Below are 21,948 nucleotides of genomic sequence, written 5' to 3' on the forward strand. Positions count from 1 at the left end.
TCGGCGCTGGCACGGCAGGTGCTACGCTGATGCCATGTCCGAATTGGAGTTGAAGTTCCAGGTGCCGCGTACATCGCTCGCCGCGGTGCGGCGCGCCTTGAGTGCCGGCAAGACGCAACGGCTGCACCTGCAAGCGCGCTACCACGACACCGCCGACGGCCTGCTGGCCGCGCACAGCCTGGCGTTGCGCTTGCGCCAGGAAGGCCGCGCCTGGATGCAGACGCTCAAGGGCAGCACCGGCCACCTGGCGCAGCGCGAAGAACACGACGTGGCGTTGGGCGCCGTCGGCCGCGGTGGCCCGAGCCTGGACGTGCAACGCCACCACGACAGCGCCATCGGCCAGGCCCTGCTGCGCCTGCTGCAAGAGCACCCCGAGGCCGAACTGCAGCAGGTCTATGCGACCGACGTCTGGCGCACCCACCGCGTGCTGTCGCGCAGCGGGGCCCGCATCGAGCTGGCATTGGATGAAGGCTGCATCATCGCCGGCAACGCCAAGCACCCGCTGTGCGAGCTGGAGTTCGAGTTGAAGTCGGGCCCTCCCGCCGCGCTGTTCGAGTTGGCGCAGGCCTGGAGCGAACGCCACGGCTTGTGGCTGGACAGCGTGTCGAAGGCGCAGCGCGGCCAGTTGCTCGCCCGCGGGCTGGCGTTCGCCGAGCCGGTAAAGGCCGGCACTCCCACGATCGACCGCAAGACCGGTGCAGCCCACACGCTGGCGCAGATCGTCAACGGCTGCCTGGCCCAGGTGCTGCCCAATGCCAGCGAGGTGGCTGCCGGCTGCCCGACGCCGGAGCATGTGCACCAGCTACGCGTTGGCCTGCGGCGCCTGCGAACCGCCTGGCGCGAGCTGACGGAGCTGGCGCCGATGGAATGGCCGGCCGCCGACGCACAAGCCGTGGACACGGCCTTCGCCGCGCTCGGCGCCGCACGCGACGATCAGGTGGTGGGCGGCCACATCACTGCACGTCTGCAAGCCGCCGGGGCGCCCTGGCCGCAGTGGCCCGCTGCGGCCGACGCGCCCGCGCTGCCGGCAGCCACCGTGCAAGACGCCGCGTTCCAACGCGCGCTGATCGGCCTGCTCGCCTACACCCACGATGCACTGCACCAGCCCGATGACACCGGCGCGCCGCACGCGCTGATCGCCAAGCGCCTGCAGCATCTGCACGGCCAGTTGACGAAGGCCGCGAAGCGCTTCGAAGCGCTGCCGGTGGCCGAGCAACACCGCGTGCGCAAGCGGCTGAAACGACTGCGTTACCTGGCCGAGTTCGCTGCACCGTTGTACCGACGCCCCGATGTCGACAAGTACCTGCGCGCGCTGCGGCCGGCACAGGACGCGCTGGGTCAGCACAACGACGAAGCCGTGGCCGAGGCCGCTTACCGGCGGGTGACGGCGGAAGAACCACGCGCGTGGTTCGCGGTCGGCTGGCTGCTCGGGCAACAGGCGGAGTCGGCACGCCAGTGCGCCCAGGCACTGCGCCAGGTGGCCGATGCACCGCCGTTCTGGCGCCAACGCGGCAAGAAGCGGCGGGCCGACTGACCGATCCTGCGCGCAAGGCCGCTGCGACTGCGCGCACCTGCAGGTGCCCACCGATACACTGTGCCCATGCGCCACTTCGTGCTCGTCTGCATGCTGCTTCTGCTGCCGCTCCAATGGAGCTGGGCTGCAGCAAGCGGGCATGGCGCGCACGCCGGCCATGACACGGTGCTGCAACCGGACGCTTCACCTTCGCTGGCACCCGCCAGTGCGGGCCATGACGCCACCACGGCCGACACCGACCTCACCGGCGATGATCCGTGCGGCCATGCGGACGACCCGCAATGGGTCGAACCGCTGGCGGTTGCGGCCTCGCTGCAGTACACGGCAGCGGCGCACTTCGAGTACGCCGCCCCCACCGATTCGCACACCCCGGCCAGGCCCGAGCGTCCGGAAAGACCGCTTGCCGCTTGAATCGGCGGGCCGTCACACTGCGTCACACCACCTGTGACGACGACCGCCGAGTTCCTTCCCGCTGGGTCTTTTGCCACCAGGAGAATTCGATGCAAAGCAAGCCGCTGGCCTCGGCCAGCCTTTCCCCATCCTCATCCCTCTCGCTGTCGACACCGCTGGCCGACGCGCCCGCGGCGCAAGTCGACATCGAGCGCGCACCCGATGTCGACTTCGGCCCACCGAGCCGCGTCGCTGAATCCGGGGGGCCGATGCCCACGTGGCGCAGCGAAGAGTTGCTGGCCGGCGCCGACGAAGCGCAGATCACCCACGGCGACCAGGTCTACAGGCTGCGTCGAACGACCACCGGCAAGCTGATCCTGACCAAGTAGACCTGCGTCACGTCACGCCGGGTCCGCCGCGGGCCCGGCCGGCAGCCGCATCAACGCCTGGCCCATTCGGATACGCGTGCCCGGTGCCACGCCATCGGCCAGCGTGAAGCCCGGCGGTGCGAAGACGATGATGGTCGAGCCGTGCTGGAACCAACCCAGCTCGTCGCCCTTGCGGCAAGCCGCGCGGCAGCTGATCTCGTTCGGCCCACGGTAGCGCAGGTGCAGCAGCAGGTTGACGAAGTGCAGCCTGAGGCTGGCCACCAGGATCGCCGCCACCGGCACCAGTGCCAACGGGTGGCCCCCTTCGGCCAAGGTCATGCGCAAGACCGCGCGCTCGTTGCGACAGAACAGCCGTTCGACACGCTGCAGCGCGATCGGGTTGACGTTCCAGGTGTCACCCGTCAGGTAGGTCACGTGCTGCACCTCGGCATCGGCCGGCGCGTGGAAGCGGTGGTACATCGCCGAGGTCAGCCGCAAGGTCACGTACTGACCGTCGTGAAACGGCGAAGTGTCCTGGCTCGGGCCGAACAGCTCGCGCAGCTGGTACGGAAAGCCCTTGGCCTGGAACACCGTCGTGCCGGCCACCGGCCCGCACGCACCGACGATCGCATCGCACGGGCTGGCCAGCACCGCCGGGTCGGCATCGATCGGGCGCGCCCCGTCCTTCAGCTCGCGGGTGAAGCAGTCGTGCAGGCTGGTGAAGCGTTGCTGCTTCGCTTCGCTCAAGTCCAGGTCGGTGAACAGACGCCAGACGGCGATCGACAGGCGGCACAACAACGGGCTGCGGATCTGGCTGAACCAGCCCATGAAACGTGTCAGCGCGATGCGCGGCACGCGGTTGGTGAGCAGGAAGTTCAAGTCCTCGTGCTGGACCAGGCGTTGCAGGGTGAGGAGTTTCATCGTGGTGTCAATGGAAAGCGGTCAGATCGGCACATCGTTTTCTTGCAGGCGACACATGGACGACACCCTCGCCACCCTGGCATGGCCCGCGCTGCTGGTCGGGGCACTCGGTTGGGCACTGCCGCGCGCACGGCGGCGCTTGCAGCTTTCGCGCGCCAAGCACCGCTCGCTGACCGGCCACGCGCGCATGGCCAAGCGGGTTGCATCGCTGATCCCCGGCTACGCCTACGACGAGGCCGGTTTCTTCGGCTCGGACGGTGCGCCGCCCGAATGCCAGGCGCGCCGCCGCGCCGGCTTCGCACGACTGGCCACCACCTACGCCGAGCGCTACCCGCTCAGCGCGGCAGCCACTGCCGAGGCACGCAGCGCGCTGCCCGACCTGCAGTTCACCGGCGCCTACCGCGTACCGTTCCAGTACGGTCCCTACCTGCGCCAGCACTTGAGCGTCGGCAGCGTGCTGCAAGCCTCGGCCGGCGTGACGGTGGAAGACCTGGACGGCAATGTCTTCTACGACCTCACCGGCTCGTACGGCGTCAACCTGCTCGGCTACGACGTCTACAAGCAATGCATCGCCGAAGCCGAAGCCCACGCCCGTGCGCTCGGGCCGGTGCTTGGCGCCTACCACCCGGCCCTGCTGGACGTGGTGCGCCAACTGAAGACCATCTCGGGCCACGATGCCGTGTCGTTCCACATGTCCGGCACCGAAGCGGTGATGCAGGCCGTGCGGCTGGCGCGTTATCACACGCGGCGCAGCCACCTGGTGCGCTTTTGCGGCGCCTACCACGGCTGGTGGGACGACGTGCAGCCCGGCCCGGGCAACCCGGTGCCGCCGCGCGACACCTACACCCTCGAGGACATGAACGACCGCAGCCTGCACGTGCTGCGCACCCGCACCGACATCGCCTGTGTGCTGGTCAACCCGCTGCAGGCGCTGCATCCGAACAAGGGCGCGCCCGGCGATTCTTCGCTGGTCGATTCGAGCCGCGCTGCGCATTTCGACCGCGAGGCCTACACCGCCTGGCTGAAGAAGCTGCGGGCCGTCTGCAGCGAGCGCGGCATCGTGCTGATCGTCGACGAGGTCTTCGTCGGGTTTCGCCTGGCACCAGGTGGTGCGCAGGAATACTTTGGCGTCAAGGCGGATCTGGTCACCTACGGCAAGACCTTGGGCGGCGGCCTGCCGGTCGGCGTCGTGTGCGGCCAGCAGGCGCTGATGCAGCGCTTTCGCGCCGAGCGCCCGGCCGACATCTGCTTCGCCCGCGGCACCTTCAACGCCCACCCTTACGTGGTCTGCGCAATGAAGGCCTTTCTCGACCACCTGGCGCGGCCCGAGGTGCAAGCGCTGTACGACGGGCTGGACGAACGCTGGAACGCGCGCGCCGCGCGCTTCAACCAGCGCATGGCCGAAGCCGGCCTGCCGGTGCGGGTGGCCAACCTGTCGTCGATCTGGACGGTGAGCTACACCGAGCCGTCGCGCTACAACTGGATGCTGCAGTTCTACCTGCGCTTGCATGGCCTGGCCTTGAGCTGGGTGGGCACGGGTCGGTTGATCTTCAGCCTGAACTACAGCCATGCCGACTTCGATGCGGTGCTCGAACGCTTCGTCGCCGCGGGGCAGGCCATGCAGGCCGATGGCTGGTGGTGGGCCGATCCGGCGCAGAGCAACCGCACCATCAAGTGCGGCATCCTGAAAGAGATGCTGAACCGCCGCTTCGGCATCGGTCGCTAGGGTCCTGAGTCAGCCTGCCGTCGCGGCCAGCGCTCGGGCTGTCCACGGCTTGACCTGCAAGCCAAGCCGGCCGTGCACCCTCCCGGAGGGTGCGGGCCTCAGTGCGACGGCACGTGCCCGTGCACGTGCGCCATCGGATCGATCAGCTCGCCGCGCAGCAGGTGCAGCGGCGCCTTGTGGTACAGCCAGATGTCGTGGAACGGGTCGGTCAGGATCTTGCTCATCCAGACCAGGCCGGTGCCCAGGCTTTGCTGCCAGGTCAGCTGGGCGACGCGAAACAGCAGCCCGCTGACGCCGAGGAACAACCAGGCCAGGCCCACGTCGTGCGCGTAGCCCGCCCAGCCGACCGCCGGCTCGATCAAACCGAACAGGCTGGGCTGCAGCCACAGCAGCAACGGCAGCGCGACCCAGGCGCCCATCAGCACGATCTTGCGCCGGATGTTGTAGCCGACCTTGATCTCTTCCTTGTACTCGTCGGTGGCCTGGTTGACCTCGTCATAGCCGCGCGGCTCGAAGAAGAAGTGGCCGGCCTGGCGCGTCGTCATCGACACGCACCAGGCCAAGATCGCCGCATACGCCGGCTCGATCCACAGCAGCCCATAAGCGACCACGAAGCTGATCGCGCTGACCAGGTGCAGGCTCTGGTTGATGCGGCTGTGGTGGTAGTAGCGGTGATCGTCCCAGCGCTGGGTGGCCAGCTCTTTCAGAAAGGCTTTCACATTGAACCTCGGTGCAGACGGGGGGAGCCAGGCCGCCGCGCATGCGTGCGACGGCAACGCAGGCTTCGGCATGACACGATGGTGACCACCGGATGTGAAATGGCCGTGACGATGCACGTGGCGCAGGACTGTCATCGAACTGTTGTGCAAGCCAGGCACGATGCCCGGCATGAAGCCGACCGCGTACCGGACCGAGACCCACGGCATCGTCGTCGACAGCATCGCCGCGCCGCGCCGCTCGCTGCGCCTGGCCTGTGTCACCGAGACCTACCCGCCCGAGGTCAACGGCGTGGCCAGCACGATGGCGCGCTTCGTCGAAGGCCTGCACCGGCGTAACCACGATGTTCAGCTGATCCGGCCGCGCCAGGCTGCGACACAGGCCGCCGAGCAGCAACCGGGTTTCCATGAAGTGCTGATGCGCGGGCTGCCGATCCCGAAGTACCCGAACCTGCGCATGGGCGTGCCGTCCAAGCGTGCGCTGGTCAAGCTGTGGTCGACCCACCGGCCGGACGTCGTGCACATCGCCACCGAAGGGCCGCTCGGCTGGTCTGCGTTGCAGGCGGCGCTGCACCTGAAGCTGCCGGTGTGCTCGGACTTTCGCACCAACTTCCACGCCTACAGCAAGCACTACGGCGTCGGCTGGCTGCACCGGCCGATCATGGCCTACCTGCGCAAGTTCCATAACCGCACGCAGGCCACGATGGTGCCGACCGAGGCGCTGCGTCGCGACCTGGAGACCGCGGGCTTCCGCCATGTGACGGTCGTCAAGCGCGGCGTCGACACCGAACGATTCCATCCCGGCTTTCGCGATGAAGCGTTGCGCCACGGCTGGGGTGTGGCGCCGGACGACCTGGTGGTCGGCTACGTCGGCCGGCTGGCCGCCGAGAAGAACCTGGCGACGCTCAGCGAGGCGTTCGACTCCATTCGCCGCTTCGACGCGCGCGCCAAGCTGGTGGTGATTGGCGAAGGTCCGCTGCGGGCCGAGTTGCAGGCGCGCTGGCCCGACGCGGTGTTCACCGGCCAGCAAGTTGGCAATGCGCTGTCGGCGCACTACGCTTCGCTCGACCTGTTCCTGTTCCCGAGCCTGACCGAAACCTTCGGCAACGTGACGCCCGAGGCGATGGCCAGCGGGCTGCCGGTCGTGGCCTTCGACTACGCCGCCGCGTCGCAGATCATCCAGCACGGCCGCAGTGGCGTGTTGGTGGCGATGGGCGACAGCAACGCCTTCGTGCGCGAGGCAGTGCGCATCGCGACCGATCGCGCGCACCGTGTCGCGATGGGCACGTCCGCCCGCGAGGCCGCCTTGCGACTGGGGTGGGACGATGTCATCGCACGCTTCGAGAACGTGCTGCTGCACGTGATCCAGAGCGGCGAGGCCATCGCCGAAGACCACGCAATGCGACCTGCCGGCAGCCGACCATTGGCCACGCCAGCCGACTGACGGGCTGCACCGAACGCGCATGCGCAGGACGCATGCGAACCGGCCCCTCGACCGGTTCGCCTCAACGCCGCAGTGCACGCACCCGCAGCATCAGCAGTGCCATCGCCGCAGCGATCGCCAGGCCGAAGACCCACATCAGCGGCACGATCGGCACGTCCAGCGCGATCATCGTCGCGTAACCCGCCAGCATCGCCAGGATGCTGGCGTTTTCGCTGCAGCCTTGCACGGCGACCGAGCGGCCCGCGCTGAGCAACTGATGACCCCGGTGCTGCAGCAGCGCGTTCAACGGCACCACCATCAGGCCACCGACGATGCCGACGATCGCCAGCAGCGGCACCGCCAGGCCGAGCGCACCGGCGCTGGCCACCACCGGCATCATCAGGCCCAGCATGACGCCGGCCGGCAACATGCGCTTGGCTTGTGACAGCGGCACCCAGCGCCCGGCGGCGGTGGCGCCAATCACCACCCCGATGGCCACCGCGGCCTGCAGGTAGGCGGCCTGGTCCAGCGTCAGCTCCAACACGCCGACCGCCCAGCGCAGCACCGCGAACTGCAGGGTCGCACCGACACCCCAGAAGATCGTCGTCACCGCCAGCGACAGGCCGCCATCGCGGTCGCACCACAGCGTGCGGTGGTCATGCCAGAAGTCGACCACCAGCGCCACCGGGTGGACCCGGCCGGCGGGGTAGCGGGCGCCGCTGTCGGGAACACCGATGTTGAACAAGCCGGCCAGGCCATACAGCGTCAGCAGCAGCGCCAGCGAGGTGTCGAGCGCACTGCGGCCGGCCACCAGCGGCAGCGCAGCCAGGGCCTGGCTGGTGGCTAGCATCCAGGCCGTTCCGAGCAACCACGGGCTGACCAATGCCCCACCCAGCACCGTGCCGAGCAGCGCGGCGCAGACCACCGAGACCTCGAGCCAGCCGTTGGCGGCCACCAGCCGCTCGATGGGCACCAGTTCGGTGATCAGCCCGTACTTGCATGGCGCATAGGCCGCGGCGCCGAAGCCGACGACAACGAAGGCCAGCACCGGGTGCACGCCCGCCAACAAGGCCAGCACGCCGAGCGCCTTGACCGCGTTCATGCAGGCCATCAACCGCGCCTTCGGGAACGCATCGGCCAGCGGCCCGACGAAGGGCGCCAGCAGCACGTACGAGATCGTGAAGCCGAACTTCAGCAACGGCGCCCACCAGCCCGGCAGCCCTTGCTGCTGCAGCAGCGCGATGGTGACGATCAACAGCGCGTTGTCAGCCAGCGCCGAAGCGAACTGCGCAGCGATCAGCCAGCGGAAGCCACGCGGCAGCCTCGATGTGGCGCCCGACACAGGAACTTCGGCTGATCGGCTGGCGGGCAACTTCATGGCCCGCCATTTCAATGCGCTTGTGTGACAGCCGGCGAGTCGGTTGGCGGTTTCGGCGAAACTTGACACCGTTGCAGACAACCCACAGCGGAGGTTTCACCATGTCGTCGTCGTTCGGCCGCCGCGAGTTCCTGACCCACGGCTTGGGCGCCGCCCTGGCCACCACCAGCCTGTCGGGCCGCGCCGCATCGGCGTGGCCCCGCTACCGCGTCACCGACCTGGGCGATCTGGGCGGCGGCACGATCATCGTCAATGGCATCAACGAGCACGGCGTCGCCGTCGGCATGGCGACCCGCCACGACGGCGACAACAAGGGCGTGGGCTTCATCTCCAAGGCAGGCCGGATGCGTGGCCTGCGCATGGATCAGCGCAGCGTCTCGTCGTCTGCGGTGGCCATCAATTCGTTGGGCGTGGTGGCGGGTTACGACCTCGAAAACGCCAACGTGAGCTACGACCAGAACGCCTGGACCTGGCAAGGCGGGACGCGGCAATACTTCGACAAGGTCAACGAGCATGACAGCGCCTTCGCGACCGACATCAACGATGCGGGGGTCGTGACCGGTTTCCTCTACCCCAGCTTTGGCGTGCTGTGGCGCGACGGACGGAGGGTCGACCTCAGTGCCGAAACCGGCCGGCGGATCGTCCAAGCCAACGCGATCAATCAGGCCGGTGACGTCGCCTGCTACGGCCTGGGCACGCATGGGCGAGTTCAGTCGTATGTCTGCCGCCAGGGCACCGCGCTCCTGCTGGACGTGCTGGGCTCGCCGCAACACGAAGCCACCGACATCAACGCGGCCGGCCAGGTCTGCGGGCGTTACCGGCAGGTCGTCGACGAGCAGCGCGGCTACGGCTACCTGTGGCAGAACGGCGTTGCCATCGATCTCGGCCAGTTGCCCGGCCCCGACCAGAGCATCTGGCCGCTGGCCCTGAACGACGCCGGCATGGTCGTCGGCAGTTCTTCCGTCATCGCGCCCGACAGCCCGCGCGTGCCGCATGCGTTCATCTGGCAGGACGGCACGATGGTCGACCTGAACCGCCTCATCGACGGCGACCACGACGGCTGGGTCCTGAACAAGGCCGTCGACATCAACAACCTGGGCCAGATCGTCGGCCAGGGCACGCACCGCGGCGTGCCGCGGGCCTTCCTCGTCACGCCGGTCGCCTGACAGGCGGCGCCGAGTCACCTCGGACTTGGGGGATCAGGCTTCGTCGAGGACCCCTAACTCCATCAGTGCCCACCACGCCATCCGCTAACGTGCAAAAAGCACGCACTTTCTGAACGACTCGGTACTAGGATGAATCGGTCTTCGACGCCACGGCCGACGAGATCGCAGACAAGCCGACAAAAAAAGTGGAGGTAGCCAATGGCCCAGGATCTCGTGCCGGCCGAGCCTTGCGGCACGGCCCGTGAACACGACCCCACCCCGCATGCGGTGCCGCTGAAGGAACGGCTGCAACGCCGCTGGCGAGCCCGGCGCCTGCGCGCCTTCGCCGACAGGCTGGGCGCCCGCCCGGGCGACCGCATCCTCGACCTGGGCGGCAACATCGAGACCTGGTCGCTGGCCGAGCAGCCCTATCGGCTGACTTTGCTGAACACGTCGGCAGCCAGCGCCGGCACCCTGCGGCCGTGGCGTCTGCCGACCAACGGCGCCGAGTGGCAGGTCGTCGTCGGCGACGCGACCGATCTGGGCCTGTTCGGCGACCAATCCTTCGACATCGTCTTCAGCAACAGCGTCATCGAGCACCTGGGTGATACCGAGCGTGTAGCCCGCTTCGCGGGCGAGGTCCGCCGGGTCGGGCGCGGGTACTGGGTCCAGACACCGGCCTGGACCTTCCCGATCGAGGCGCACACCGGGCTGCCATTCTTCTGGTTCTACCCTCGCCCGCTGCGCGACGCCTGGGCCACCCGGCACGATCGCCGCCACGGCCACGAGCCCTGGCACTGCCCGCTCGCGCAGACGAACTACCTGCGACTGGGCACCCTGCGCAGGCTGTTTCCCGAGGCGCAGGTCTACACCGAGCGGGTCGGCTGTTTCACCAAGTCGTGGTCGATGTACCGTCGCAGCCACCCATGAACCTGCGCCAGGCCACCCGTTTGATGTCGCTGGGCAGCCAGCGCCTGGGCCAGGAGTTGCGTGAGGCCATTCAGCTGGGAACCGGGCTGGAGCTGGCACGCCCGTTCGCGATCCGGGCCCACCCGACCGAGCGCTGCAACTACCGCTGCAGTTCCTGCGCCTGCTGGCGGCTGGACGACTACCCGGCCGAGATGGGCCTGGCGCAGTGGCAGCGTACGTTCGCCGATCTGCAAAGCTACGTCGGACGCTTCAACGTGCAGTTCGCCGGCGGTGAACCGCTGCTGTTCAAGCCCTTTCTCGACCTGGTGCAGTGGTGTGCCGCGCGGCGAATCCAGTGGGGCATGATCACCAACGGGTCCGCACTGACAGCGTCCAACGTGGCGCGCATCGTGTCGGCGTCGCCGCTCAACGTGGACATCTCGGTCGACGGCGCCAGCGACGCAGTGCACGACGCGTCGCGCGGCATGCCGGGCTCGCTGGCCCGCATCAGCCAAGGTCTGCAACGGCTCAGGTCGGCGCGCGATACGGCGGGCGGCAGCTTTCCGATCCGCATCAAGGCCACCGTCCACCGACAGAACCTGCACGAGATGCGGGACCTGGTCGACTGGGTCGTGCGGGCCGGTGCGTCGTCGGTCGACTTCAGCCCGGTTCGCCCGTGGACGGCCGAGGTCAAGCGCGACCTGTGGCTGCGCCCGGCGGACGAAGCGCGGCTGGAGCAGGTCGTGCAGTCGCTGATCGCCGCCAAGCGGGCCGGTGCCCCGATCGAGACCGAGGAGCGCCGGTTGCTGTCATGGGCCGCACATTTCCGTGGTGATCGCGTGACGCCCGAGCGCACCCCCTGCCGCGTCGGGCTGCGGGACTTTCACATCCTGGCCAATGGCGACGTGCGCACCTGCTGGGAGTACCCGGTCATTGGCAACGTCACGCGCCAGAGCGTGCGCGAGATCTGGACCAGCGCCTTCGCGCGCGCACAGCGCGCCGAGACCTTGCAGTGCTCGGCGCTGGGCTCTGCAAAATGTGCCAGCTCGTGCCTGTCGCACCGGACGATCGCGCAAGACTGGCGACGCGTCGTCATGCTCAGCCCGCGGCCGCGCTGAGCCTGGGGTTCAACGCGCGCCGCGCCAGCGGATCAGCGCGATGCCACGCTCTTCGAACTCGATGTCGTAGGCATTGGCGTCGTTGGCCGGCAGCTTCTTCAGGTGTTCGACGTTGACCAGCGCCAGCTCGCCTGGCGCTGGTGCGCGCCGCGGCGTGGGTTGCTCGCGGTAGACCGCGAAGCTGGGCCTGTGCAGCTTCCATTGCACCGCCACCTCCGGCCGCTGGCGCGCGTGCAGCCCGGCTTCACGCACGGGGCCTTGCAGCAGCGTGCCCCACCAGGGCAACCCGAAACCCAGCAGCACCAACGCGACGACGCAGCTCGACAGCAGCGGCGTCGCGCTGGGCGCCAGCCCTTCACGCAGACGCGCCGGCGCGGCAGCCAGGCCGATGACCACCCCGGCAGCCACGGTGCCGGCGATCATCAGGCCCAACGCCGCTGGCGCATGCGACAGCAAGGCACGGTATTCCGGCTTGGGCACGAGCGGCAGCAGCCACGGCAGCAGCCAGGCGGGCACCACGAACAGTGCCAGCAAGATCAACGCGCTGACCGCCAGCGCCCATCGCATCGCCTGGCCGCAGCGCTCCAGCTCGATAGCCATCAGCAGCACGAACGGCGTCGCGCCATAGAGCACGTAGTGCGGCAGCTTGGTGCCCGACAGCGAGAAGAACACCAGCACGAAGCCGCCCCAGCCGAGCAGGAAGCGGCCAAGCGGGTCTCGCCAATGCGCCTTGGCCCGCCACACCACCGCGGCCAGCAGCGGCGCCCACGGCAGCAGCAGCAGCGGCAGCACGGCGAGGTAATAGCCGACGCCGCCCCCATGCTGCTCCATCGCGCTGCTGTAGCGCGCCAGGTTGTGCCGCACGAAGAAGCCGTCGATGAAAGCCTGGCCGTGGCGGTTCAGCGCATAGGCATACCAGGGTGCCGCAATGCCGATCAACAACAGCCAGGCCGGCACGTCGCCGACGGCCTGGCCGATGCGGCGCAGCGCGAGACGCCAGTCCCATGCCGTGATCAGCCAGACGCCGCCGGCAGCCACCGGCACCAGCACCGCCACCGGCCCCTTGGCGAGCAGGCCCAGGCCCATCCACGCGAAAGCGCGGCGCAGCGGGGCTTTCTGTTCGGTCTCGAGCCACCGCCACGCATCGCACACGGTCAGCACGAGCAGGAAGTTCAGCAGCGCATCGGCGGTGGCTGCGCGGCCGATCGCCAGCACACCCAGGCTGGTCGCGAGCATCAACGCAGCACTGACCGCCACCCTGTCACCGAGCCGCGGGCGGGCGAACACGAACAACGCCAAGGCCCAGCCCCAGGCGCACAGTGCCGACGGCAAGCGCAGCGCGAACTCGTTCAGGCCCAGCAGGCCGACGCTCGCCGCCTGCAGCCAGTAGACCAGGATCGGCTTGTCGAAGCGGTCTTCGCCGTTCAGCGTCGTGTGACCCCAGTCGCCGCTTTGCAGCATCTCTCGCGTGGCCTCGCTGAACGCGCCTTCATCGACGTCGAACAGCGGCGCCGCGCCGAGCTGGAAGATCGCCAGCAGCAGCAACGCGAGGGCCAGCGCCCAGGGAATGCGACGATGAATGCGCGACTCGGCCGGCGCCGGGCCGCCCCAAGGCGGCCGAGCACCCCCACGGGGGGTAGACGATGTACTCATCGGCTGGGGGCTTTCGTTTCGGCCGGCGCCGGGCCGCCCCAAGGCGGCCGAGCACCCCCGCGGGGGGTGGTCGATGTACTCATCGGCCGGGGGCTCCCATTTCATGCCAGGCATCGGCGTCATCGAGCGTCGGCTGCACCATCGTGTGGTACTGCCGCGCATGGCCGCCTTCGTAATAGATGCGGATCAGCAGCTCGGCCAGCACGCCGGTGCACAGGAACTGCAGCCCACCGATGACCATGAAGAAGCCCAGGATCAACAGCGGCCGGCCACCGACCGATTCGCCCAGCAGCTTCAGCACGCCGAGATAGCCGAGGATCATCGTGCCGAGCGCGCCGATGCCCAAGCCCACGGTGCCGAAGAAGTGGCCCGGCCGCGCGCCGAAGTTCAGGAAGAAGTAGACCGCCAGCAAATCGACCAGCACGCGGAAGGTGCGCGAGATGCCGTACTTCGACTCGCCGGCGGTGCGGGCATGGTGGCTGACCGGCACCTCGGCCATGCGCGTCGGCGAGGTCACGGTCGCCAGCCAGGCGGGGATGAAGCGGTGCATCTCGCCATACAGCCGGATCTCGCGCAGCACCGGCGCACGGAACGCCTTCAGGCTGCAGCCCAGGTCCTGGAACTTCAAGTCGGTGACGCGGCGGATCAGCCGGTTCGCCAGCATCGACGGGAACTTGCGCAATGCGAAGCCGTCCTGCCGGTTCTGGCGCCAGCCGGCCACCATGTCGTAAGGCTCGTTCAGCAGCTTGGCGACCAGCAACGGAATGTCCTGCGGGTCGTTCTGGAGGTCGCCGTCCATCGTCACGATGATGTCGCCGCGCGCGGCATCGATGCCGGCCTGCATCGCGGCCGTCTGGCGGAAGTTGCGCAGCAGCCGCAGCACACGGATGTGCGGGCCGACGGAGGCCGCGTGGTCCTGCAGCGCGCGGCCGGTGCCGTCGCGGCTGCCGTCGTCGACGACGATCAGCTCCCACGGCTGCGGGTAGGCCGCCAACGCGGCTTGCACCGCGTCGATCAGCGGCTTGGCGTTGTCGATCTCGTTGTACATCGGCACCACCACCGACAGGCGGTGCGGCGTCAGCTGGGTCAGTGCCAGCGCGCGCGCCGCGGGCAGGTCGACGGCCGGTGCCGGCGAAGTCAAGGTGGTGTTGCTCATCGTTCGTTCTTCTCCAACTTTGTCCCGGTGCTCGCCTGTCGACGGGCCCAGGGCATGATCATCGCAGCCGCGGCCAGGGCCACCGCCAAGCTGAAGGCGTGCAGCGCCAGCGCGCCGGCGGCCACCTGGGCGCCTGCGGAGTCGCCGACTGCGCCGCCGTCCATCCGCGTCGCCGCCCACACGCCGGCTTCATAGGTACCCAGGCCGGCCGGGCCCTGCAGCGGCAGCACCGAGGCCACCTCGCCGCCCAGCGCACCGCGCAGCGCCGCCGCCATGTCGAGCGGCGCCAGCGCCTGCAGCACCAGAGTGAACACCGCCAACTTGACCACCCAGTTGGCGGCACACAAGACCCAGCCGAGGCGGTCGTTGCGGTGCGTCAGCCAGGCCGACTCGAAGCGCTGCACCAACGGCACCCGGGCCGAGAGGGCCGCCAGCGCACGGGCACCGAACAGCAGCACCAGCGCCCAAGCGAGCGCCAACAGCACGGCCCAGCCGATGCGCGCCTCGCGGGTGAACGGTGGCAGCCACAACGCCGCCAGGGTGGCCAGCACCGCGGCATCCTGCAGCCGCAGCCACAGCAGGCTGCGCAGCGAATCACCCAGCGGCACGCCGAAGCGGCGCTGCATCAGCAAGGGGTAGCCCGCCTCGCCTGCGCGCAGCGGCAGCACGACGATGGCGGCGTTGTGCGTCAGGAACAGCGCCAGGCAGGCCATGAACCCAGGGGCCGAGCCGCGCGCGGCATCGGCCGCGAACCACGAGCCCCATTCGCGCCGCAAGCGTTCGGCCCGCAGCGCGTAGCTCAGGCCCAGGCCGGCCAGCGCCACGGCCCACAGCCAGGGCGGCGTGGCCGCCAACGCGGCAGCCAGTGGAGCCAGGTCCACCTGCCGCAACAGCCACGCCAACAAGCCGAGGCCCAGCGCGCTGGCAAGCAGCAGGCGCGTCCAGGGGCGGCGCGCAGCGTCGGGCGTCGGGGGCATCTTGAGCAGGCGTGGAATGGCGCGCGATGGTAGCAGCAGGCCCCCAGGCCCTTCGGCCCGTCCCGCGCGCCTTGGCAGCGGCCCGGCGCTCCTGCCATCTTGGCCCCACACCCGGGGCGCGGCAAAGCGCGGGGCTATCATCGTCGGCCCATGGCCCAGAACATCCTCGTCACCGGCGCGGCCGGCTTCATCGGCGCCCATGTGGCGGCCGAGTTGGCGCGCGACGGCCACCGGGTCACCGGTGTCGACAACTTCAACACCTACTACGAGCCTCGGCTGAAGCACGACCGCGTCGCGGCGCTGTTGCAGCCCTTGGGCGTGCCCTGCCAGCTGCTGGACCTGTGCAACGGCACGGCCACGCGCCAGCTGATCGTGCAAGGCGGCTTCGACGCCGTGATCCACCTCGCCGCACAGGCCGGCGTGCGGCACTCGATCAAGGCCCCGGCCGACTACATCCAGTCGAACCTGGTCGGTTTTGCGAACGTCATCGAAGCCTGCCGTGAGGCGGCCGTGCCGCACCTGCTGTACGCCAGCTCATCCAGCGTCTATGGCAACCGCACCGACGCGCCGTTCCGCGAGACCGACCGCGTCGACCGCCCGGCCTCGCTCTACGCCGCGACCAAGATCGCCAACGAGCTGATCGCGCACACCTACGCCAGCATCCACGGCCTGCGTTCGACGGGCCTGCGCTTCTTTACCGTCTACGGCCCCTGGGGCCGGCCGGACATGGCGTACTTCTCGTTCTCGCGCCGCATCCGCGCCGGCCAGCCGATCACGCTGTTCGCCGAAGGCCAGCTGCTGCGCGACTTCACCTGCATCGACGACATCGTCGACGCGGTGGTCGGCCTGCTGAATGCACCGACGCCGGCCGAGCGGCCGACCGAATCGGACGTCTACAACCTGGGCCACCACGTGCCGGTGAAGGTGGTCGATTTCGTGCGCACGCTCGAAGAAGCGCTGGGCCTGACAGCACAGATCGAGTTCGGCCCGATGCAGCCCGGCGACGTGCCGGTGACCTGCGCCGACGATGGCCGCCTGCGCGCACGCATCGGCGACTGGGCCTGCACCTCGCTGGCCGACGGACTCGGACGGTTCGCACGCTGGATCGAAGCCTGGGAGCCGCTCGAGCGCTGAACGGCGACGGTCGGTCAGTGCACCGGCATGAACAACAACGCGTGCTCGACGCCGTCGATGTGCCCGGTGACCAGAACATGCTTCCAGCGGTTGATGCCGGGGTCGATCAGTCCCGGCAGCCCGGCAGGCACCTCGCTGATTGGCCCTGACGGGCAGTACTACGGCGCCATGGCTGAAAGCGGGCCGCGACTGGGCGGTACGGTGTTTCGGCTGTCGCTGTCAGGTGAGTTGACGGTCCTGCATGCCTTCCATGGCCCGGGACACCCGGAATACAACGGCCAGCAGTACAAGCCGGTGGGTCCGTTGATGCAAGCAGCCGACGGCTCGTTGTATGGAACGACGAACAGCGGCGGCAAGTGGGGCGAAGGCGGCGTCTATCGCTTGTCGTCGGCCCACGGCTTCGAGCAACTGGTCGACTTTGCCGGCTGGATGACCACCGACGCCGACAGCCCCGTCGGTGCACTGGTTCAGATGCCCGAGGGCCCTCTGTTCGGTACCACCCACGGCGGCGGCGTGGCCAACAATGGAGCGATCTACGCGTTGACGCCCGCCCCTTGAGTTGATGCCGAACGACCGCCGACCCGCCATGTCCCCCGCCGCTGGCGCCGCATCTGGATCTCGCTGCACGGTCTGGTGGTGCTGGCGGTCGCCGCCACGGCGTGGGTGCTGACGCTGCCGCCGTTCGGCGGGCGACTGGAGGGCGATCGGCTGTTGCCGCCGGTGCCGTACACCGTAGCCTATCTGCGCACGATGTGGGACGCCGCGCGCTGAAGCGGCGCCGACGCCAGCTTCAGCGCAACCGCCTCGCTCAGCGCACCGGCGTGAGCACCATCGCGTGCTTGACGCCGTCGATCTCGCCGGACAAGGCGATCTGACCGGCGGCATTGATGCCGACCGGCGTCGTGTACTTCACCCTGCCGGCCAGCGGATCGGCCGGGTCGATCAGGTCGGCGATGTCGTGCAGACCATTGGCAGCGTCCCAATAGGCTGCGCGGTAGAAGTTCTGCACCATGAGGCTGCCGACCACCTGCCCAGCGGCATTGATCGCTTGTGCCTTGACCTCGTTGCCCGCATAGGGGCCGCCAGCGGCGATGTCGCGCATGCCGGCTTCGGCTGACCAGATGAATCCATGCGAGCGGGCGCCGGTACCGCTGACGCCGACGACGTCACCGCGGTCGTTGATGCCAAGCGCCTGGCTGTGGCAGGGCTGGCCGTTGTCGGCGCCGATGCAGCCGAGCCGCATCCAATGGCCACTGGGTTCGACGATGATGGCGCGCTGCCGACCATCCGCCAGCACCATCATGCCGGCCACTTGGCCGAGCAGGTTGATCGCATGGCCGTAGCTGGCCAGTGCGCCCGCCGGGTGGCGATCGACCATGCCCTGCGTTCCGCTCCAGACAAACAGGTGCGACGCATCGTCAGCCGCTATGGCCGTGCCCACCACCTGAGCGCGATCGTTGATGTCGCTGCCAAAGCTGATGCCACCGGGCACCAGTGCGCCGATCGGGCGTACGCCGTTCGTTTCGGTCCAGACGAAGGCCTGTGGCGTGCCCTGTCCGTCCTGGTGGGTCCCGACCACCCGGCCTCGGTCGTTCAGGCCGCCAAGTTCGTTTCGTCCCCTGGTGAGCAGCGTGTCCCAGCCGCGGATTCCGGTGGCCGCCGACCAAAGAAAGGGCTGGATGACCACTGACTGGTCGACCATGTCCGCATAGCCCAGGACTTCGCCCGTGTCGTTCAATGCCGAGGGCTGCATCGACACCGCCCCCTGCGGCAGGCCAAGGTCGGTGACGCGGTAGGTCGGCGCGGCGGCCCAGGCCGTGGCAGCCAGGGTGAGGCCGAGCAAGGCCATGAAACGGGCCATCGGCCGATATGCAATCCTGGACAAGAACGCCTCCCTGGTGTGGTCGCAGCCACCGACGATAACCGGTCGGCTCCGCATCCACAGGGCCGTGCGCCGAAAAAAAGCCCGACCGGGGTCGGGCTTCGTGGGCACGGCCGGCTGCCCGGCTGTCGATGCGTCGCTCAGCGCGCGGCGCGCTGCGCGGCATCGAAGAAGATCAGGTCGCGCGACGGCACCACGTCACCGGCGAGCACACCCTTCAACACCGCCAGATCCTTCCAGCCCGCCGAGCCTGCCGTGCCGTCGGTGTCGATCTGCAGCTTGGCGCCGTTCAGGCCATCGCGCAGCCGGACCACCTTGTCCACGATCGGGTCGCTACCGCCGTAGCCAATGCTGACCAGCAGCGCACGCAGGTCGATGCGGTCGACAGCGGGCGCGAAGTCGATGATCGAGTCCTTCTTGTCCGACATCCTCGTGTAGGTGAAGACGTCTTCCCCCCCGCCGCCGGTCAGCTTGTCGGCATCGCCGCCGCCGATCAGCTGGTCGTCACCCGGCGTGCCCACCAGCGTGTCCTTGCCGGCGCCGCCGGTGATGGTCTTGACCAGGTACAGGCCGGTCACCACCGGGTCATGGTCGGACGAACGGAATGGCGTCGGGCTGTAGTAGTCCGGCCCGCAGTTCGCGCACAGCGGCTTCTTGAACTCGGTGTTGTAGTCGATCACCACCGGCTCGTCGGCGTTGATGTGCCATTCGATCGCGTCGGTCAGCTGCGTCGCCATCGTCGCGCTGGCCAGCGCGTGGTCGAGCCGGCCCGCAGCGCCGTCGAATACATACGAGTAGCCGAAGCTGTTGAAGCGGCCGATCTGGTCGGCGAAGCCGCTGCTCGCGAAGGCGATCACCGGGTCTTCCTTCGCGTAGGCATTCATGTCGCCCAGCAGCAACGCACGGTCGGTGCCGGCGCCCGCGGCGAGGGCACCGACCCAGCTGGCCGTGCGCTCGGCCTGGCTCACGCGAAGTGCGTTCCAGCAGCCCTGGCCGTCGCCCGCGTCAAAGTTGCCGTCGTAGTCAGGGTCGCTTTGGGTCGGGCAGCTGCCCTTGGATTTCATGTGGTTGACGACCAGCGTGAAGCGCTCGCCGTTCAGCGCGGCAAAGGTCTGTGCCAACGGTGGGCGGTTGTGGACCGCGTCGGTGTCGCTTTGCGACGCGTTGACCAACGCGACGCGGGCCGGCTTGTAGATCATCGCGACCTTGATCGCGTCGGTGCCGGTGCCGCTGGACGGGTCGGCCACCGCGGCGTAGGTGCCTGCGCCGACCTTGGCGTTCAGGGCGGCGACCAGATTGCCGACCGCCTTGGCACCGTTGTTCTGCATTTCCACCAGGCCCAGCGCATCGGCGTCGATCGCGGCGATCGCTTCGATGATCTTGGTGCGCTGGCGCTGGAACTCGGCCAGGTTGCTCGCCCCGCGGCAGTTGGCCGGCGAGCTGACGCCGTCGAGCAGGCAGCCCTGGCCGGTGTTGCCATCGACGTCGGTGCCGTCGGTGAAGGTGGTGAAGTAGTTCAGCACGTTGAAGCTGGCCAGCTTCAGGTTGCCGGGCAGCGGGACCGGCGCGTTGCTGCGCGGGTTGTCGCGGCTGAAGGTGACGGCGCCCACCGGGTGCAGCTTGTAGTCGCCGAAGCCGGCGTTGCTGCTGGTGGCCAGACCGTAGTCGACCACGCCGGTCACCGAGGCGACGGTGTCGCCGCTGCGCAGCGTGTTGCCCTGGCCGATATAGGGCGTCGGGTCCGGGTTCTGGGCCGTCGTGCCGTCGTCCAGGATGATGCGGCTGCGCGCGTTGGCATCGGCCAACGCCAATGCGTCCGGCGTACCCGGGCGGTGGCGGTTGGTCGGCGTTTCCATGCGGCCATCGGCGGACAGCGTGACCTGGCCATAACGGCCCTGGAAGTAGTTCTGTGACGCGGTCAGCGGGCGGTTGATCGTCACCAGCATGCCTTCGACGCGCTCGAGGTCGTCATTGCTCGCTTCGGGGAACGTGATGACCTTCGGCGCGATGCTGTGGCCGCTCGACAGCACATTGAGGTTTGCAACGCCGCTCAGCTCGGTCACCGGGTGGGCCGCGGTGTCGGCGTTGCTGCCGGCGCCGGTGTTGAACTCGACGATGTTGGCGGTCAGCTGCACCAGTTGGCCGGCCGATACGGTCGGGGCCGACCCGGTGTAGACGAAGATGCCGTCCGACGTGGTGCTGTTGCCATCACCCGTCGCGTCTTGCATGAAGAAGCCGTTGTTGTTGACACGGGTGACCACGCCCGAGGTCTTCACCGGCTGGCCGGCAAAGGGGCTGGTCGTGCCGCTGCCCTGGATCTCCATGATCGTGCGCTCGGTCGGACCGTCGCCGCCACAGCTGCCCAGCGGCGCACCGGTGTTGCGCGGCGTCGGGGCGCCGATGGCGAAGTCGGAGATGTTCTGGTCGCTGTCGGTGCAGCCGTTGGCCGCCCGCAGGTCGCCGGTGGTGTTCGACGGCGCCGGCGCAGCGCCCGAGCCCTCGAAGAAATTGGCGCTGCCGTAGCCGACCAGATCGACGATGCTGGACGAGCTGGGCTTGTCGCCAACCAGCGCGACGGTGCTGCTGACCAGCGCCACCTTGCCGCCGGTGGCGCTCATGAAGATGGTGCCGGTCGCGTCAGGCGTCGGCAGGTCCTGCGTGCCGCCGGTACCGGCCGCTTCTTGCACCAGGTAGTACTGGCGCGGCTGCAGCACCACGCCCGACAGATCCGTCTTCAACCAGGTGCCGGTGCCGGTGGTCGAGTTGTACTGCACCGACCAACCGGCCAGCGCAACCGGGTTGCTGCCTGCGTTGAACAGCTCGATGAAGTCGTTCTTCAGCGTGGCGCCGGAGTTGCCGCCGCCGCCATAGACCTGACTGACAACGACGCCAGAGGTAGATGCCAACGCCGGCAGGACGAGGCCGGCCGCCAGAAACGCGGCAAACAGCGGCCGCAGAGGGAATCGGTTGCGCATGGGTGTGTCAGAGATCGTTGCAATGAGGGCGCGAAGCCTAACGATCCAGCATGACACCGCCATGTCGCGGCGCTAGTTACTTAGAGCACTTATGCGGGCGCGATTTCAGCCCCTTGTTCCTGCAACAACGCGCGCAGCACCGAGCGGTGGCACTGCGCCTCTATCTCACAATAACAGCCCACCGAAAAGTGACTTTGGTGTGACAGCGCCGCCAGCAGCGCGATCGAGCGCGCCGCGTCGGGCTCGGCCATCTCGTGCCGGTAGGCTTTGACGAAGGCCGCCCACTGCGCCGGGGTCTCGGCCTGCTGGCCGAGCTTCATCGTCTCGACGCTCGGCGCCAGGTTCGGGTACCAGACGTCGTAGTAGTTGCGCGAGGCGAACTCGGTCTTCGGCACGCCGCGCGGCGGCCGCCGCACCGTACCGATGCGCGTGCCCTCGCCGGGTGCACGCTCGCTGCCGAGCTTGACGATGCGGATGGTCATGGAGCCCCCGAAGGCTCATGGAGTCACTCGGTCCCGAAGGAGGCACCGTCGCTTGGCGGCG

20 protein-coding genes are annotated in these 21,948 nt (G+C 68.8%); 11 read left to right on the forward strand and 9 right to left on the reverse strand.

The genetic code is table 11. The features are described 5' to 3' along the window. Window positions 1–34: 34 nt before the first annotated feature. The 3 genes from VFY73_RS01650 (at window position 35) to hemP (ending at window position 2,313) form a co-directional block, all read left to right on the forward strand. The gene (locus VFY73_RS01650; RefSeq protein WP_329716165.1) at window positions 35–1,534 is read left to right on the forward strand and encodes a CHAD domain-containing protein; all 1,500 of its coding nucleotides are present in this window, start codon (window positions 35–37) and stop codon (window positions 1,532–1,534) included. Between the two features lie 66 nt (window positions 1,535–1,600). Then, window positions 1,601–1,945 carry a hypothetical protein gene (locus VFY73_RS01655; RefSeq protein WP_329716166.1) on the forward strand — a complete coding sequence of 115 codons (345 nt, stop codon included), beginning with the start codon at window positions 1,601–1,603 and terminating at the stop codon, window positions 1,943–1,945. Window positions 1,946–2,034: 89 nt separating this feature from the next. Next, window positions 2,035–2,313 (forward strand): hemin uptake protein HemP, encoded by a 279-nt coding sequence (gene hemP / locus VFY73_RS01660; RefSeq protein WP_329716167.1) that lies wholly within the window; start codon window positions 2,035–2,037, stop codon window positions 2,311–2,313. A 12-nt stretch (window positions 2,314–2,325) separates the two neighbouring features. Here the strand turns inward: hemP and asd are convergent, their stop codons facing one another. After that, the gene (gene asd, locus VFY73_RS01665) at window positions 2,326–3,213 is read right to left on the reverse strand and encodes an archaetidylserine decarboxylase (protein ID WP_329716168.1); all 888 of its coding nucleotides are present in this window, start codon (window positions 3,211–3,213) and stop codon (window positions 2,326–2,328) included. A gap of 55 nt (window positions 3,214–3,268) precedes the next feature. Here asd and VFY73_RS01670 point away from each other — a divergent pair, with 55 nt between their 5' ends. Beyond that, window positions 3,269–4,939 carry an aminotransferase class III-fold pyridoxal phosphate-dependent enzyme gene (locus VFY73_RS01670; protein WP_329716169.1) on the forward strand — a complete coding sequence of 557 codons (1,671 nt, stop codon included), beginning with the start codon at window positions 3,269–3,271 and terminating at the stop codon, window positions 4,937–4,939. Window positions 4,940–5,037: 98 nt separating this feature from the next. Here the strand turns inward: VFY73_RS01670 and VFY73_RS01675 are convergent, their stop codons facing one another. Further along, window positions 5,038–5,658 (reverse strand): hypothetical protein, encoded by a 621-nt coding sequence (locus tag VFY73_RS01675; RefSeq protein WP_329716170.1) that lies wholly within the window; start codon window positions 5,656–5,658, stop codon window positions 5,038–5,040. A 169-nt stretch (window positions 5,659–5,827) separates the two neighbouring features. Here VFY73_RS01675 and VFY73_RS01680 point away from each other — a divergent pair, with 169 nt between their 5' ends. Further along, a complete protein-coding gene (locus VFY73_RS01680; RefSeq protein WP_329716171.1) occupies window positions 5,828–7,099 on the forward strand; it encodes a glycosyltransferase family 1 protein in 1,272 nt (423 codons plus the stop codon). A 61-nt stretch (window positions 7,100–7,160) separates the two neighbouring features. Here VFY73_RS01680 and lplT read toward each other — a convergent pair whose 3' ends face one another. Further along, window positions 7,161–8,456 (reverse strand): lysophospholipid transporter LplT, encoded by a 1,296-nt coding sequence (lplT, locus tag VFY73_RS01685; RefSeq protein WP_329716172.1) that lies wholly within the window; start codon window positions 8,454–8,456, stop codon window positions 7,161–7,163. A gap of 101 nt (window positions 8,457–8,557) precedes the next feature. Between lplT and VFY73_RS01690 the strand changes: the two genes are divergently transcribed. The 3 genes from VFY73_RS01690 (at window position 8,558) to VFY73_RS01700 (ending at window position 11,628) form a co-directional block, all read left to right on the forward strand. After that, window positions 8,558–9,622, forward strand: a complete 1,065-nt coding sequence (locus tag VFY73_RS01690) for a hypothetical protein (protein ID WP_329716173.1) — start codon at window positions 8,558–8,560, stop codon at window positions 9,620–9,622. A gap of 198 nt (window positions 9,623–9,820) precedes the next feature. Continuing rightward, complete coding sequence (locus VFY73_RS01695; RefSeq protein WP_329716174.1) at window positions 9,821–10,531, forward strand: class I SAM-dependent methyltransferase; 711 nt, start codon at window positions 9,821–9,823, stop codon at window positions 10,529–10,531. Further along, window positions 10,528–11,628 (forward strand): radical SAM protein, encoded by a 1,101-nt coding sequence (locus VFY73_RS01700; RefSeq protein ID WP_329716175.1) that lies wholly within the window; start codon window positions 10,528–10,530, stop codon window positions 11,626–11,628. Before VFY73_RS01695 ends, VFY73_RS01700 begins: the two co-directional genes overlap by 4 nt. Window positions 11,629–11,637: 9 nt before the next feature. Here VFY73_RS01700 and VFY73_RS01705 read toward each other — a convergent pair whose 3' ends face one another. The 3 genes from VFY73_RS01705 to VFY73_RS01715 form a co-directional block, all read right to left on the reverse strand. Next, window positions 11,638–13,281: a glycosyltransferase family 39 protein gene (locus VFY73_RS01705; protein ID WP_329716176.1), complete on the reverse strand. Its 1,644-nt coding sequence runs from the start codon at window positions 13,279–13,281 to the stop codon at window positions 11,638–11,640. 79 nt (window positions 13,282–13,360) lie between these two features. Next, window positions 13,361–14,437 (reverse strand): glycosyltransferase family 2 protein, encoded by a 1,077-nt coding sequence (locus VFY73_RS01710; protein WP_329716177.1) that lies wholly within the window; start codon window positions 14,435–14,437, stop codon window positions 13,361–13,363. Next, a complete protein-coding gene (locus VFY73_RS01715; RefSeq protein WP_329716178.1) occupies window positions 14,434–15,414 on the reverse strand; it encodes a lysylphosphatidylglycerol synthase domain-containing protein in 981 nt (326 codons plus the stop codon). Before VFY73_RS01715 ends, VFY73_RS01710 begins: the two co-directional genes overlap by 4 nt. Window positions 15,415–15,564: 150 nt before the next feature. On the opposite strand from VFY73_RS01715, the gene VFY73_RS01720 reads away from it, so the two are divergent. The 3 genes from VFY73_RS01720 to VFY73_RS01730 all read left to right on the forward strand — a co-directional run bounded on the left by VFY73_RS01720 (window position 15,565) and on the right by VFY73_RS01730 (window position 17,319). After that, complete coding sequence (locus VFY73_RS01720; RefSeq protein WP_329716179.1) at window positions 15,565–16,548, forward strand: NAD-dependent epimerase/dehydratase family protein; 984 nt, start codon at window positions 15,565–15,567, stop codon at window positions 16,546–16,548. A 168-nt stretch (window positions 16,549–16,716) separates the two neighbouring features. Next, on the forward strand, window positions 16,717–17,106 hold the full coding sequence (locus VFY73_RS01725) for a choice-of-anchor tandem repeat GloVer-containing protein (protein ID WP_329716180.1): 390 nt from the start codon (window positions 16,717–16,719) through the stop codon (window positions 17,104–17,106). A gap of 75 nt (window positions 17,107–17,181) precedes the next feature. Continuing rightward, window positions 17,182–17,319, forward strand: coding sequence for a hypothetical protein (locus VFY73_RS01730; RefSeq protein ID WP_329716181.1), 138 nt, complete (start codon window positions 17,182–17,184; stop codon window positions 17,317–17,319). A 37-nt stretch (window positions 17,320–17,356) separates the two neighbouring features. On the opposite strand, the gene VFY73_RS01735 is transcribed toward VFY73_RS01730, so the two are convergent. From VFY73_RS01735 to VFY73_RS01745, 3 genes are all read right to left on the reverse strand, one after another. After that, on the reverse strand, window positions 17,357–18,433 hold the full coding sequence (locus VFY73_RS01735) for a hypothetical protein (protein WP_329716182.1): 1,077 nt from the start codon (window positions 18,431–18,433) through the stop codon (window positions 17,357–17,359). A 137-nt stretch (window positions 18,434–18,570) separates the two neighbouring features. Beyond that, window positions 18,571–21,405, reverse strand: coding sequence for an ExeM/NucH family extracellular endonuclease (locus VFY73_RS01740; protein WP_329716183.1), 2,835 nt, complete (start codon window positions 21,403–21,405; stop codon window positions 18,571–18,573). Between the two features lie 89 nt (window positions 21,406–21,494). Then, window positions 21,495–21,887, reverse strand: coding sequence for a DUF488 domain-containing protein (locus VFY73_RS01745; RefSeq protein WP_329716184.1), 393 nt, complete (start codon window positions 21,885–21,887; stop codon window positions 21,495–21,497). Window positions 21,888–21,948: the final 61 nt, after the last annotated feature.

The sequence above is a fragment of the Ideonella sp. genome, from assembly GCF_036277275.1.
Classification (GTDB): domain Bacteria; phylum Pseudomonadota; class Gammaproteobacteria; order Burkholderiales; family Burkholderiaceae_C; genus Ideonella.